Here is a 14,525-nt window from a genome sequence, read left to right on the forward strand (position 1 = left end):
GTCCGCGGCCTTATCCCCATCGTAAAAGATGCGGGTATCGGAGTCCATATTACATCCTTAAGCGCACATGTCGTTCTGTTAGCCTTCCCCCGCGGTACGGTACTCCTGCGGCGTGATCCCGTAGTATTTCTTGAATACTTTAATAAAATAGGATGTCGTCAAATATCCGACGTTAGCCGCGATTTCGAATATTTTCAGCTCGCTGCCCTTCAGCAGCTGCACCGCCCGTTCCATCCGGATGCGCAGCAGGTAATCGCTCAGCATCTCTCCGGTTTCCAGCTTGAACACTTTCGACAGATGCACAGGATGCCACCCGACGTGATCCGCCAGCGTCTGCAGCGACACGTCCTCGCTTAGCCGGCTGAGGATGTAATCCTTGACGATATGGACCACTGCCGACCGGGAGCTGCTCATTTCTTTACTGGCCGTCTGGTACAGCGCGTCGCAAACGGCCGTCGCCCATTCCCGCAGACGTTGAACCGAGAGCGAGTCTTCCGGCAAGTAGAGCTTTACGTCCTTCAACAGCTCGGCGATCGATCTTCCGTTCGAGTGAGCATAATGATATAACGCGGCGGAGACGGCGTGATACACCTCGACGGCGTATTCGTGCGTCGCCTGCCCGCGGCCGCCGAGCCGCTCCAGCTCCGTGAAGACGCCGTCCAGCTTAAGCCGGATTTCCTCCCAATATCCCGCCTCGAACAGATGCAGCAGCGACGGCGACTTGTGCAAGGCGGACAGCGCATCGATGCTGCCCCGCTCCGGCACGCTGCGGGCCGTCATGAAAAAGCCTTGGTTGCTGCCGATCTGCGTCCGGATAAGCGCCAGCACTTCCGCATGAAGCTTCGGCAGGCCGGCCGGGAATTCCCTTTGCCCGCCGACGACGACCGAGACGTTCCCTTTCAGAAACGTGGCGACGTTCTCCTGCAGCAGACACGCCCCGCGCTCCAGCCGATCCAGCAGCTCGGCGTGACCGTTCTGCGTTCCTCCTTCCGTCCTCCAAACCCGCTCCGCCTGACCGTTCTGCGCTTCTCCTCCTGCCCTCCAGACCCGCTCCGCCTGACCGTTCTGCGCTCCTCCTCCTCCTGCCCTCCATCCCCTATCCGCCTGCTCGATCTGCTCGGCCTTCCCTGCCTGCACGATCTGCTCAGTCTTCTCTATCCGCCCTATCTGCTCGTCCCTTCCTATGTCCGTCATCTCTTGCCTAGCGCCTTCCGCCGCCCGCGGGGCCACCGCTACAACCAAATAATCATGCGCATCGCGGCACGACCACAGATGAAAGTCATGCGCCATAATTTCCCGCGCCATATTGATGACGGCATATTCGATCAGCCACCGGTCTTTGTAGTCTTCGGAGGCGAACTCGCCTTCCAAACGAATCAGCATTAGCGCAACGGTATCGTTCGAACCGAACGGCAGGCGCAGCACGCGCAGCTTATCCTCGAGCTGCTTGGCTCCGAATTTGCGGCCGTCCAGCAAGTCGCGAAGAAGATCGGCCTGCAAAGCCGGCAGCTGCTCGTTCAACGTCGAGACGGCCCGTTGATAGGAGCTGATCTGCTCCCACTTGTCGTTCAGCTTGCCGATAATGCTGCGAATCGCCGCGATAATCGTTTCGTCGCTGACCGGCTTCAGCAAATAGTCGGCGACCTGGTGCCGGATCGCCTCCTTGGCATAGGAGAAATCCTCATAACCGGTGAGCAGCACGCATTCCGTATTGCTCGACAGGCCGCGAATGCGCTCGATCAGTTGAATACCGTCCATGCCCGGCATCCGGATATCGGTCAAGACGATATCGACGTGATGCTGCTCGATGATCTGCAGCGCCTCTCTGGCGGAATATGCGCCGAACACCTCCCCGATGCCCAGCTCGCTCCATGGAAGCGTGCCGGTCAGGCTGTCCACCACGAAATGTTCGTCGTCCACAATCATGACTTTATACATCGTCCGCCTCCTCCTTTCGTATCGTTACGGTCACCTTCAAGCCGCCGAGATCGCTCACGGAGAGCCTTAAACCCGATTGCTTGCCGAACATGAGCTTGAGCCGCTGATTGACGTTCCATAGGCCGCAGCCCGATTCGCTTTCGCTGCTGCTGTACATGACATGCTGCTCCAGTTTGGCCATCGCTCCCCCTTCCATACCGATTCCATCGTCCTCTACGACAATCCGGTATTCGTCGGCTCCGCTTTCGCCCATAACACGCAGCATCCGGGCGCTCTCGGACGGCTCGATGCCGTGCACCAGAGCATTTTCCACGATCGGCTGGATAATGAGACGGGGGAGCTCGAGCTGCTGCATCCCGTCGGAAATGTCGATCCGGTAATCAAGCCGGCCGAGCCGCAGCTTCTGGATCGTCAAATAATGGTTCAGCATGTTCACCTCCTCCTGCAGCGTCGCCGTTTGCTTTCCGAGCCGGGTCGTATAGCGGAAATATTCGCCGAGATTCAGCGACATCGCCACGACAGCCTCCTCGTCGCCGAGCCGAGCCATGCTTTTGATATAGAACAGGCAATTGTACAGAAAATGCGGGTTGATCTGCGACTGCAGCTGCTTTAGCATCGCTTCTTTGGAGCGAAGCTGCTCGACGTAAACTTTGCCGACCAGCTGCTCGATTTCCTGCGACATCTCGTTAAACACCTGGAATAAATAAGAAAATTCGCTGCCTCCGTCCCCCTTGATCCGCGTCGAATAATCGCCTTGTCTGATGCGCTGCACATTCCGGATCAGTTTGCGGATCGGCACCTGGACATTCCGGTAAAGCACGAACGAAGCCAAAACGCTTACGCAGAGCAGCACAAGCGTGGATATATAAAAAAGATTGCGGCTCTTAGTAATCGGGGCAAGCACAGTGTCCATCGGAACGAAATCGATCAAATGCCAGCCCAGGCTCTGCGATTGAATCGAGCTGACCATATACTGCTTGCCGTTCAGCACGACGGTCTGATCTTCCATGGCGGGCTGCGGAGGATGCTGCGACAAAAAGCTGCTCAATTGCCCGATATCGTCCACATCTGCCGTCCGATTGGCCACGACGCCGAGCTCGGGATGGTACAGAAACGGATTGCCGTTCCCGTTCGCCTTGTAGCCGTCGAGCATGTTTTGCAAATAAGCCGTCGAGAAACTGATTCGCACGATCATACGGGCCTCGGATGGCTGTTCGTAAGCCGATAACGGCAAAACCGAAAACCAGACGAAAGCGTTTCCTTCCTTTTCCTGCTTAAACCGCCAGCCCTTGGTCAGCTGGTCGGCAAACATCGCGTCGTCGTACAAAACCGTTCGCGGGTCGGTAGAGACGACGGCGCGGGCTTGCTTGGACCAGACGGTAATTTTCGACACCCATCCGCTCATTGTAGCCTGCAGGTTGATATGATCCTGGACCATCGCCAGAAGCTTTTTTCGCTCGTAAAAGTCGCCGGACTCCTCCGTAAAATTCAGCTCCCGAACCGCAGGATCGTTAACCATCGTCAGCGAATTCGTAGACAGCTGCTGGATTTGCGCATCCATCTGATGCAGCAGGAAGACCAGCTTGTTGAAATTCATCTGCTTGATCTCGTCCTTAATCACGTTAACCGACTGCTGATTGGAGTACGCATACAGCCCGATTACCGGAATAAGCAGCCCCAACACCAGCACGACAACTTTCGTAAAAATGGTCAACCGCCGATACATACACGCCACCACACCTGTCTCGCATATTTGAAAAACGCAGAAGACGGACCCCGCCCGGAAGCGTTGCCCGCCTTGCTATTCCGTTATTTGGAAACCGACTTATACCATTCGTTGACTTCCTTCGTAATTTTCTCACCGCCCTGTGCTTTCCATTGTTCAACGAAGGCGTCGAACGCATCGACCGGATCGTTGCCGAACACGATTTTGCTGTACGTTTCCAGCTCGATTTTACGCAAGTAATCCCACTTTTCCTTCATCGTAGGCGTATTGCCGCCGGTGAACAGATTTTTGACCTGGGACTGGCGCTGGCTCCACACGCTGACGGCCGCCTTCATCTCCAGCGGAGTGGCGAAGCCCGACCATATTTTCTCATACGGCGTTTGCGCCTTCCCGTTGACCGCCACGTTGTTCAGCGCCTGCAAATTTTGCGATGGAATGCGCGGCCCGTGATACAGCAGGCTGTAGAAAAAGACGCGGACCCCGCCGCCCGGTATCTTGTTGAAATCGTAAGTCGGCTGACCGTCCACTATATCCCAATCGTACCCCTTGGCCCATCCGTTCTCCCATTCGCCGCCGGGCTTCGGATCGGAGATGTTGTCATACAGATAATTGCCGTACGTGAAAAAGGTTTCCGGATGCTTCATGTTTTTGTTGATGAAGATCGCGCCGATGTAATTTTGCTTGCCCGGGATCATCCGCTTGCCGTCCGGGCCGGCAGGCGCTTCGTAAGTGACGAGCTGCGCGCCCGGCGTGTTCTTCTGCAGATCGGTGCCGATCGGCCACACGTCCGCCCAGTAAGGACCGCCGACGGAACCGGTGCGGCCTGCAGCCATGAACGCCCCTGCCTTGTCGGAATCCCAGATCGACGCTTCCTTCGGAAGATAACCCTTGCCGACCCAGTCCTTGAGCTTTGCCAGCGCCGGCTTGATCTGCGGCTGCACCGACCCGTACGCGAGCGAACCGTCGGACTGCTTCAGCCACATATCCGGCATCGCCCCGTAAGCGCCGAATACGAGCGACGAAAAGCTGTACGGATCGGCATAGGAATTTTTGAAGCCCGCTACCGCGCCGTACGTATCCTTCTTGTTGTTGCCGTCGGGATCGCCGTTCGTGAACGCGTCCAGCATGCGCTCGTAGTCGTCAAGTGTCTTCGGTGCCTGGAGTCCGAGCTTGGTCATCCAATCCTCCCGTATCCACAGCAGCGGATCGAAATTGTACTCGTATTCGAGCACCGGAATGCCCATCCGCTTGCCGTCGCGGGTAAATTCGTACCAAGCCGTCGGGCTTTCGGCCATCGCCTTCTTCCACGCCTCGCCGGCATATTTGTCGAACAGCTCGCCGGCATCCTGAAACTTGCCGGACTCCATTAGCAGCTGGGCGGTTTCGCCGCTGGCGATCAGCACGTCGGGCAAAGATTCGTTGGAGGAAAGGGCAAGCTTCAGCTTCGTATCGTAGGCATTGTTCGTATCCACAACCGACCACAGGTTTTTGATCTCGATCCCCAGCTTCTCCTTGGCCCAGCGGTAGTGGACGTTGTCGTCGGCCGACTCGCCGTTCTTATAGGTTGCAGGCGCAGGCATGCCCCTGACGGTCGTAATCGTAACCGGCGGATCGTATTTGCCGTCCTTCGGTACGGGAGCGTTTCCCGCATTCGGGGATTGCTCCGTCCCCTCCTTCGTTTGCCCCGGCTCCCCGCTCCCCGATCCGTTCGTGCAGCCTGCAGCCTGCGCCGCAACCAAAGTCAAAAGCAGCAGCAGCTTGACGTTTTTCCGACTGTTCATTGTTTCATCCCCCAGGTTAGATGTCCGTTTCCACCTAAATTGTAAAAGCTGCAAACGAGGATTCAAATAAGACGATCTTAAGCGGACATAGCACAATGTTAGTGCGGGGCCGGCCAACTAACAGAATGATATTCGCGACTAAGAGAACGATATATAGCCGCTCCGGACGCAGTGATACACTTGATTGTAAACGAATACGAAGAGAGGGATCAACAACTATGAAAGTTTCTACAGAGCCTGACCGCGCACCCGCTTCGGGAGCAACCGTTCGGCGGAGAAGGCCTTTGCTTTCGCCCAGAACGCTTCCCTTCCATCTCATGCTGCTGCCGGCAGTCATCCTGGCATTTCTGTTCTCCTACTTGCCGATTACCGGACTGGTCATCGCCTTCCAGGACTTCAAGCCGTGGCACGCTCCATTCCAATCGCCCTGGGTCGGGTTCGATCACTTTAGGCTGCTATTCGAACGGGACGACAGCGTCCAAGTGATTTGGAACACGCTCATTATCGCCTTCCAGAAAATCATATTCGGCCTCGCCGTACCGATCGTTTTCGCCCTTCTGTTGAACGAAATCCGCAAAATGGCGTTCAAACGAGCGGTGCAAACGATGGTTTACTTGCCTCATTTCCTTTCATGGGTCATTCTCGGCTCGATCCTGGTCGACCTGCTTTCTCCGGAAGGAGGGCTGGTGAATCGTCTGCTCGTATCATGGTTCGGGCTGGAGCCGATCTTCTTCCTGGGTGACAACAGCTGGTTCCGGTTCACGCTGGTCGTAAGCGAGGTGTGGAAGGAATTCGGCTTCAGCACGATTCTGTTTCTGGCTTCGCTGGCGGGGATCAACCCCTCGCTGTATGAAGCCGCCGAAGTGGACGGAGCAGGCCGCTGGAAAATGACGCTGCACATTACGCTCCCGTCGCTAGTCCCGATTACCGTCGTCTGCGCCGTTTTGTCGCTGAGCAATATTTTGAACGCCGGATTCGATCAAATCTTCAACCTGTACAATCCGATGGTATATAAAACCGGCGATATCATCGATACTTTCGTGTACCGCGTCGGCATTTTGGACGGCAAAATGAGCTTCGCCACCGCGGTCGGACTGTTCAAGTCGGTCATCAGCTGCGTGCTTGTCGTCGCCGTATACCGGCTCGCCTACAAAATCGCCAATTACAGAGTGTTCTAATACGGCAAGGATAAACGGATTAGCCGTCTTTTGGCGGCGCGTTTACCGTTATGTGAAACCATTAAAGTCTTATATTTCAAAAAAATCGCTTCGGCGGCCGATTATTCTAAGGTGAACGGTGCCGTTTCTACAGCATCATGACGCGCCTTCGCCGGTTATTCACCAGACTTCTTAAAGGAGACCTGCAACGATGTACTACAAAACAACCGCCTACCGGACGTTTAACGTCTTCAATTATTTCGTGCTGGCGCTGGTCGCCGTCGCCTGCCTGCTGCCGATGATTCATACGCTCGCCGTTTCCTTCAGCGGCAAAGGGCCGGCGAACGCTTACATGGTCGGACTATGGCCGGTCGATTTTACACTTGATGCCTATCGGAAAACGCTCAACAACCCGAACTTCCTTCACTCGCTGTGGATATCCGCCGTACGAACGATACTGGGGACCGGCATCGGCATGGCCGTCATTTTTCTGGCCGCCTACCCGCTATCCAAAGACAACAGCGTGTTCAAATCGCGCTCGGTCTACTCGTGGTATTTCATCATAACGCTGCTGTTTAATGGGGGACTCGTCCCTTCCTATATCGTCATCCAGAAGCTCGGCCTGCTGAATTCGATCTGGTCGCTCATTTTGCCGGTCGCCGTGAACATTTGGCTGCTCGTACTCATGATGAGCTTCTTCCGCTCCGTGCCGAAAGAACTCGAAGAAGCCGCCGTCATCGACGGAGCGAGTCAGCTGAAGATATTGACGCTCATTTATTTGCCGGTTTCGCTGCCTTCCGTCGCGACCTTATCGCTGTTCATGATGGTGTTCCACTGGAATTCCTGGTTCGACGCGCTTATTTATATCGGGGACATTCACGATTATCCGCTGGCAACGTTCCTGCAGACGATTCTTGTCCAGCTCGACACGATGAAAGTATCGATGAGCGGCTACGACGCGGAAAACATGTCCAATCGTACAGTGAAAGCGGCGCAAGTATTCATCGGCGCCCTGCCGATTCTGATGGTGTACCCGTTCCTGCAGAAGTACTTCGTGAAGGGGATCGTGCTCGGGGCGGTGAAGGAGTAGCAAAGTTCGTTGTACACAGCGCTTAGGGCAGCATCCGTCTAACTCGGCTGAATGCTCGACAGTAATTGAATGGTCTCTTGTTTGTCCGAAAGTCGCTGAAAAATGTCTCGATTTGACAAAAAGACGCTGATTTATTCAGCGTCTTCGTCCTATCTGTTATTCGAATATCGGATCAGCCCAGTTTGGCTTTGATGCTCTTACTTGCTTTTTTCGGTCAGCATATTCGTCAGTATTTCGATTTGCTTTGTCACCGCAATCGGGTCGCTTTGCAAAAACAAATCGTAATCAATCGTGTGCACCTTATTGTTTTTTACAGCCGCCAGATTACTCCATAAACCTGTACTCTTGAAGCTTTCAAACGCTGCCTTGTTCCCCTCATTCACAGCAACGAAGAGGTTATCGCCTGCAAACTCGGGTACGACCTCGGCCGACACTTCCGAATACGGAGGCTTCTGCCCGCTATTGATCAAGTCGCTCAACACTTTTTGCTGCGGCTTCAACCCCAAGTACTTGTACAAAATATTGCCGCCCATATTCTCATCCCGATATACCCGGGGCGATTTCTCAAAGAAGCTCATGATCGTAAACGTTTCGTCGGGAGCGATGACTTCATTGACTTGCCGCTTGGCTTCGGCAACCTTTTTCTTGAACGCTTCCGTCCATGCCGCCGCTTCCTCTTCTTTTCCCAAAATATCGCCCATCAGCGCGATATCCTTCACTGGATCATAGTAAGGTTCTATGACGATAGTAGGCGCGATTTTGGAAAAAGCCTCATAGCCCCCGCTCATTTCAACGTAAGCATCGATTAGAATAATCAAATCGGGCTCAAGCTGGGTGATTTTCTCCAAATTCAGCGGCACGCCCAAATCCTCCATGCCCTTTGTATCGAGCACCGGATTTTGCAAAATATAGGTGGAGGAGCCAAGCGGCTTTACTCCAAGCGCCATCAGCTGGCCCAAATGAAAAGCCGTAACGATCCGCTTTGGCTGTTTCGGAATAACGGTCTCTCCGTGCAGATGTTTGAACGTTCTCGTCTCAGCCTTGTTGCCGTCCGGCGAGTCCGCTCCAGTTTGAGTTGCTGGTGATTGAGAAGATGACGGGTTATTTGTTGGGTTTACCTGATTGCCGCCTGCTTGGCATGCGCTGAGAAGCAAAGTCAGGCACAACAGCATGACTACGGCTACAGGCGTTTTTTCACCTCGATACATTGCTGCTTCAATCTCTCCTTTTTCGTAATAATGATTTTCATTCTCAGTATAGGGAGAGAAGCTATCCTGAACAATGGAAAATGTCGAACTTTTTGATGGATTATGTTGAACCGCTTTTTTGCGAAATTGTACGGGAGAGAGGCCGGTTTGCTTTTTGAACAGTCTGCTGAAATAATACACATCCGAATATCCTACCGAAAGGGCGATTTTCTGCAGGCTCCACTCCGACGACACTAAACGATCCTTTGCCTGGGCCATGCGCACTTGGATTAAATAATCATTCGGGCTCGTCCCGACCTGCAGCTTGAATACCCGGGACATGTAGCTGACGCTGCAATTCAGCAATTTCGCCAAATCCTCCAAGGCAATCGGTTCCGCATAATGCTCATGGAAATAATTTATGATCGACGCCGCTAAATCGGGACTGTTGTTATCCTCCCCGCTCGCCGACTGTTGTCTCAAAACCTCATGTACAAATTTATAGAACAGCGACTTGACCTCCAATGGGTCCGGTCCCTTCCCCTGCCGCCACAGCCCGTCCATCCTGCGGATGCTGTCATATAAGGAAAATGGCTCTTTAGGCACCATATGGTACGTTGTTTGAAACGGCTGAACGTCTTCTGCGAGCTGCTGAAGCGTATGTCCGAGCGGAAACGGAAAGAGCCCCTTGTAGTAAATGAGATAATAAGAAAATCCTTCGGCTGCCGGCACGATTTCCAGTTGGCTTCCTTTGCCGCCGTGCAGTACGTGATAGCAACACATCATATGCGGCGGTTCCCCCGCAAGATTTACGCAGGGCTTGCCTCGCGAAGCAAAAAGAAAAACGCTGGCCGGAAGCACGTAAGCATCGACCTTTTCCCCTCCGGTCAACACCCGATGCCGGATATCCATTACTCTGACGGCTGCTTGATTCCACAGCAAAATCTGCTCATTCCAGTTCATGAGGGTCCCTTTCCCTTTTAAAGTCAGGCTGCATGGCAAACAGCTTTCCCCTAGCGCTTGTCGCTTTTCAAATCATTCGTCGATTACTTGTAGTCTCGATTTCAACCTCAACTTTTCATCCTCGACTTATCCGTTACTCCCAGTTTAGCGGGTTTAGGTTTCTACGACAAATGGTCGTTTGACGAAATCCTTTAGCCCTATGGAACGACAAGCGAAGGGCAAATCATGACAGCACCTCGATTTCCCACGCAATTGTAGGAAATATCAGTTCTTAAACGCTGTCGAAATCGTCTCGCATCCGTTGAATAACGCAAACTTTTGTAAACAATCGTCCAAGGCCGTTCGCAATTGTTTCGTTTGCTTTACGACGTTCTCGTACCAGATGTTTTTAACGACTAGCGTCCCGGTTTTTCGCTCCGCGATTACCTCGGCTCGTCCGATGAAGCTCTCTCCGAATAATAGCGGCAGCACATAATAGCCGAATTTCCGTTTCACTGCAGGCGTGTAAATTTCCCAGGTGTAATCGAAGCCAAACAATTCGTTGATCAGTTTTCTGTCCCATATCATATTGTCTAGCGGGGCAATCAGCTCGCAGCGAAAATCCGGGTCCGGATTTTGCAGGACGGCTTCAATAAGCGGCAAATCTTCCGCGCGGCAGTACAGCATATCTTTCATTTGTTCCACGGTAACGGCAACAATGCGAGCTTCATGCAATAGCTGGCGGAAAACTTCGTTGCGCTGCTCCGCTTTTAATCCCCATATGTTCAGCCAGGCATCGGATGCGCGATTCCATAAAAGGCCGACAGCGCCGATCCGGCGCAGTACCCGCCACTTGTAATGCTCTAGCTCGTCAGGCAGCGGCTCCGGCGCATTCAGCAGATTTGGCTGTATGTACTTTCCGGCGATATCGTAGTATTTACGCGTTCCTTTTTTGTGATGGATAATCAGCTCGCCTGTCGAGTACATCTGTTCCAGCACTGACCTGGATGAGTTGTTTCCGCCGCTCCAGTGAATGGCCGATTGCCAAGAGAAATCCCCATCCAATTTTAAATCATCCGAACTTAACACGCCGTGAATTTGGATATGAGCCTGTACTTGCTCTGTCAACGCTTCCATTTCAGGATAGCGCTCCGCATGTTTTCGGGCGGCCTGCCTGTATCGCTCAAAATACGGCCAGTCCTCGACTGGGATAATGGCCAGGTTCTTGTCGGGATAGTCGACCAGGCTTCTATCTTTATACAGCAACTCTTCGAGCATTCTCTTGGTAAATCCCTTGATTCGCGACTGCAGCACCAGTTCGGCGTTTTTTCCGCAAACATCGATGGGATCGTATTGAATACAGCCGGCCTGCCGAACAAAATCCAATACGCCCTGCTTTCCGATACATTTATATTCGCCCAGCAGTCCGTGCTTCAACAACAGAAATTGCCGTGCCTGGCGGTTCGTTAATTGGATCATGCGCGCATCTACTCCTCTTTATTGTTTTGTTGGAATCGATATCGAGGTACTTTCATTCTATTCCAATTTTGTCATCGCAGCCAACGGCGTATTGCTTCGGCTGTTGTCGTCTATCGAAAAAGAAGCCCGTTTTTCCAAAATACTGTGCAGCCACTCATCCGCTCTATGATTTAACGCTTGCAAATATTATGCTATATTTCTGCCCAAGTAACTATATTAATAATTTAGATCGTTACAAAAAAGAGAACGCCCCATTTAGGACGCTCTCTTGGATATTCTCAATTTCAATTCAAAGTCATCTTGTTGAAAAAAAGTATCTAAGACTGTGGCGATGCATGTTTTGCTTTAACATCCGGTTCAGCGCCCCGTTATTTATCATTTCGATATATTGACACTACGCACTCCACATGTGTGAAGTGCCTAGTGTCAGATACTTTCAAAAAATAAAAGCGACCATCAACCCCAGATTTTACAATCCCTTATATTAGCCGAGTGCAAAAAAGGATGGCGGATTCCTTAATTTAACAAATAAAGTGTGTAGCTAAAGATCACGCCCGCCAAATTGGCGGATCCGTTACATGCTGTAGGTAATGAAGTTAAAAACTGCGGCTTGGACACGAAATGCTCAACATATGTTCTAAGCTGCTCATTATTAGCGAAACGGTTTACTTTTTCTCTACAGGGATCCAAATTTCGCTTTTATAGTTTGGACAATTAGTATCCCTATCTGTAAAGAGAATTTCAGGACCTTCTACAACTTGATAATTAGATGAAGGAAACCATTCAGAATAAATTCGTCCCCATACTTCCTGCATGTTGGCGGGATTACCAAGGACAGTGAAAATTGCCCAAGTAGAGGCTGCAACATGAAGAGAACCCAGACCTAATAATTCTTTTTTTGTTGTTGCTACACCAATAAGATGATCAAGTTCAGCCTTTTCCTCATTTTCTCTTTCCCTAATATTAAATGAAGCACTATATCCTCCAAGAGGTTCAACATTTGCAAGAGATTTCAGCTTGGAGTAAACATCACCTGTTATTTTCGTCAACATTTCTGTTATAGCAGGATTTTCTCCTTTATAAACGAGAGGGATTCTTTCTTTTATACCTACAATTGTAAATGCCTCTTTTTTTTCAATTCGATAATTTAATTCGCTTCCTCCTGTAATGGTTAATTGAAAAGTCATGCGCGGAAAAGATTTTAAGGATTTCCCGGTTTTATTAACCTCGGAAGGGTTAATACCATGCAATTGATAAAAAGCTTTCGCGAACGAATCTGGTGAATGATAGCCATATTTGATGGCAACGTCGATAACTTTCATAAATTGCCCCTTTAATTCAAAACCAGCCATGGTTAACCGTCTTCTTCTAACATATTCAAGTAACGTAATGCCTGCTAGATAGGAAAACATTTTTTTGAAGTGAAATTCTGAACAGCGAGCTATTTTTGCTACTTCAGCCATATCAATATCATTTTCAAGGTTCTCCTCAATATAGGTTAAAGCATCGTTCATATGCTTCAGCAAATTAATGTCTTCCACATCCCATCCTTGATTATCATACCTTTTATCAAAGAAGTGTTCCCGACAATTAGTATTTAATTTTTATCGGATCTTTATTTTAACTAAGTTTATTACTGTTGGTCCGACAAAAGCAATATCGGAATTGTCGGGAACGATGTTGGCAAAGTTGCTACTATTTGTTTAAGAAGGGAGCTTCTTAAATGAACTATTTTGCCACGGTGTTGCCTGGTTTAGAGGATCTTTCGATTGAGGAGATTAAAGACAGATGCTTTGAAATAGTGGTTACACAAAAAAATCGAGGAAAGGTTTTCTTTACAACCACCCTAGATATTGAACATCTAAAACGTTTAAGACTAGTAAATAATTTATATTTGGTTATTTCTGAATTAGAAGTTGGGTCACACCGGTTACATCTTCATCCATTGCGTGATCAAGTTTCTCGTATAAATCTAAAGCCATTCCTAAAAAAAGGGACATTCTATTATGTGAATGCTAGCCGTAAAGGATCACAAACCTATAGCCGATTTGAAGCAGCAAATGCCGCAATGGAAGGAATAAAAAAACGTTACCCTTCCAAAAGAATTAGTATGAATCGTCAGCCTGATGTAGAGTTTCGACTAGATATTGAAGATAGCCGCGGACTTTTTTCGCTTAAGTTAACTCATGCATCCTATCGATTTAGACGAAAGGATAGACGATTTTCAGCAGCATCACTTTTACCAACTGTCGCTCATGCAATGGTGTGGCTTTCAACTCCTGTAGAAGAGGATGTTTTTATTGACCCCTGCTGTGGATCGGGCACAATTTTATGGGAAAGATTATCCTATCCATTTACTTATATTGGTGGGGGGGATATTGAACATCAGGCGCTCAACGTAGCGAAAGAAAATCTCAAGGATACGTTGGCAGAGGTCACACATTGGGATGCTCGTCAATTAGCTTTTGCCGATGCTTCTATTGATAAAGTCGTGACAAACCTGCCATTTGGTAGACAAATTTCATATGGAAAAGAAACAAATGAAATCAATCGAGCAATATTAATTGAAATTACTCGAGTGATGAAAATCCAAGGGAAAGCTATCATTCTAACAGAAAATTGGGATGAGATTTTACAAGTTGCTGCGTCATTGCATTTGCGATTAATAAACGCATTCCCGTTAAGTCTCAAGGGATTACACCCTACCATCTATGTTTTCGAGAGGGTTAAACACAACAATAAACCGAAAGGTTGATAAATAATGAACTTCCGATTTGTGAGTAGGGAATCCTTCAAGATTGTTGGTATTAAAAAGACTTCACCAATACATAAAATTGGAGTCTTTGTTCCTGGAATTGATCAAACAACACATGAAGACATGCAAACTTATTTTGAGCAGGTAACTATGGAAAAAGTAAATGAAATTCTTTATATAGCAGTCGATCATACAGACAATCTAGTTGATTATTACTTTGGATTTGAAACAACTGCAGAATGTCCTAAATCACTTGTTGAGTTGATCATTTCCAAGCAAAAGTGGGCAGTCTTTAATCTTTCCTCAACATCACCGCAAACATTGTATAACACCTGGTATTATTTATTTTCAGAATGGTTTCCTACAAATGGATACGAGCTTGTGGCAAACGCACAATTTTTCCGAGTACTAAAAGTGGATGCATCATATGAGCTCTGGGTTCCAGTCGCAAGAAGTAAATTGTAACTATG

At 49.8% G+C, this 14,525-nt stretch carries 10 protein-coding genes; 4 read left to right on the forward strand and 6 right to left on the reverse strand.

Annotation, left to right across the window (positions count from 1 at the left end):
- Window positions 1–78 precede the first annotated feature (78 nt).
- From DQG23_RS31915 to DQG23_RS31925, 3 genes are all read right to left on the reverse strand, one after another.
- On the reverse strand, window positions 79–1,938 hold the full coding sequence (locus DQG23_RS31915; protein WP_113035090.1) for a response regulator: 1,860 nt from the start codon (window positions 1,936–1,938) through the stop codon (window positions 79–81).
- On the reverse strand, window positions 1,931–3,664 hold the full coding sequence (locus DQG23_RS31920) for a sensor histidine kinase (protein ID WP_113035091.1): 1,734 nt from the start codon (window positions 3,662–3,664) through the stop codon (window positions 1,931–1,933). The genes DQG23_RS31915 and DQG23_RS31920 overlap by 8 nt, the downstream gene beginning before the upstream one ends.
- Window positions 3,665–3,747: 83 nt before the next feature.
- Window positions 3,748–5,445: a type 2 periplasmic-binding domain-containing protein gene (locus DQG23_RS31925; protein ID WP_113035092.1), complete on the reverse strand. Its 1,698-nt coding sequence runs from the start codon at window positions 5,443–5,445 to the stop codon at window positions 3,748–3,750.
- Between the two features lie 218 nt (window positions 5,446–5,663).
- On the opposite strand from DQG23_RS31925, the gene DQG23_RS31930 reads away from it, so the two are divergent.
- Both DQG23_RS31930 and DQG23_RS31935 read left to right on the forward strand, forming a co-directional pair.
- Window positions 5,664–6,623 (forward strand): ABC transporter permease, encoded by a 960-nt coding sequence (locus DQG23_RS31930; protein WP_113035093.1) that lies wholly within the window; start codon window positions 5,664–5,666, stop codon window positions 6,621–6,623.
- A 190-nt stretch (window positions 6,624–6,813) separates the two neighbouring features.
- On the forward strand, window positions 6,814–7,692 hold the full coding sequence (locus DQG23_RS31935; RefSeq protein WP_113035094.1) for a carbohydrate ABC transporter permease: 879 nt from the start codon (window positions 6,814–6,816) through the stop codon (window positions 7,690–7,692).
- 197 nt (window positions 7,693–7,889) lie between these two features.
- On the opposite strand, the gene DQG23_RS31940 is transcribed toward DQG23_RS31935, so the two are convergent.
- The 3 genes from DQG23_RS31940 to DQG23_RS31950 form a co-directional block, all read right to left on the reverse strand.
- Window positions 7,890–9,842 carry an AraC family transcriptional regulator gene (locus DQG23_RS31940; protein WP_113035095.1) on the reverse strand — a complete coding sequence of 651 codons (1,953 nt, stop codon included), beginning with the start codon at window positions 9,840–9,842 and terminating at the stop codon, window positions 7,890–7,892.
- 264 nt (window positions 9,843–10,106) lie between these two features.
- Window positions 10,107–11,300 carry a winged helix-turn-helix domain-containing protein gene (locus DQG23_RS31945; RefSeq protein ID WP_113035096.1) on the reverse strand — a complete coding sequence of 398 codons (1,194 nt, stop codon included), beginning with the start codon at window positions 11,298–11,300 and terminating at the stop codon, window positions 10,107–10,109.
- Window positions 11,301–11,965: 665 nt separating this feature from the next.
- Window positions 11,966–12,832 (reverse strand): AraC family transcriptional regulator, encoded by an 867-nt coding sequence (locus DQG23_RS31950; protein ID WP_113035153.1) that lies wholly within the window; start codon window positions 12,830–12,832, stop codon window positions 11,966–11,968.
- Between the two features lie 191 nt (window positions 12,833–13,023).
- On the opposite strand from DQG23_RS31950, the gene DQG23_RS31955 reads away from it, so the two are divergent.
- Together DQG23_RS31955 and DQG23_RS31960 are read left to right on the forward strand one after the other, a co-directional pair.
- Entirely contained in the window at window positions 13,024–14,055 is a 1,032-nt protein-coding gene (locus tag DQG23_RS31955) for a methyltransferase (protein WP_113035097.1), read from the forward strand.
- A 6-nt stretch (window positions 14,056–14,061) separates the two neighbouring features.
- Window positions 14,062–14,520 carry a GyrI-like domain-containing protein gene (locus DQG23_RS31960; protein WP_113035098.1) on the forward strand — a complete coding sequence of 153 codons (459 nt, stop codon included), beginning with the start codon at window positions 14,062–14,064 and terminating at the stop codon, window positions 14,518–14,520.
- The last annotated feature ends 5 nt before the right edge of the window (window positions 14,521–14,525 follow it).

It is taken from the genome of Paenibacillus contaminans (genome assembly GCF_003285015.1).
Lineage (GTDB): Bacteria > Bacillota > Bacilli > Paenibacillales > NBRC-103111 > Paenibacillus_V > Paenibacillus_V contaminans.

What these genes read in the sequence shown, in the direction of transcription:
- DQG23_RS31915 (WP_113035090.1), bottom strand. Translation starts at nt 1,938, where the DNA reads ATGTATAAAGTCATGATTGTGGACGACGAACATTTCGTGGTGGACAGC.
- DQG23_RS31920 (WP_113035091.1), bottom strand. Translation starts at nt 3,664, where the DNA reads ATGTATCGGCGGTTGACCATTTTTACGAAAGTTGTCGTGCTGGTGTTG.
- DQG23_RS31925 (WP_113035092.1), bottom strand. Translation starts at nt 5,445, where the DNA reads ATGAACAGTCGGAAAAACGTCAAGCTGCTGCTGCTTTTGACTTTGGTT.
- DQG23_RS31930 (WP_113035093.1), top strand. Translation starts at nt 5,664, where the DNA reads ATGAAAGTTTCTACAGAGCCTGACCGCGCACCCGCTTCGGGAGCAACC.
- DQG23_RS31935 (WP_113035094.1), top strand. Translation starts at nt 6,814, where the DNA reads ATGTACTACAAAACAACCGCCTACCGGACGTTTAACGTCTTCAATTAT.
- DQG23_RS31940 (WP_113035095.1), bottom strand. Translation starts at nt 9,842, where the DNA reads ATGAACTGGAATGAGCAGATTTTGCTGTGGAATCAAGCAGCCGTCAGA.
- DQG23_RS31945 (WP_113035096.1), bottom strand. Translation starts at nt 11,300, where the DNA reads ATGATCCAATTAACGAACCGCCAGGCACGGCAATTTCTGTTGTTGAAG.
- DQG23_RS31955 (WP_113035097.1), top strand. Translation starts at nt 13,024, where the DNA reads ATGAACTATTTTGCCACGGTGTTGCCTGGTTTAGAGGATCTTTCGATT.
- DQG23_RS31960 (WP_113035098.1), top strand. Translation starts at nt 14,062, where the DNA reads ATGAACTTCCGATTTGTGAGTAGGGAATCCTTCAAGATTGTTGGTATT.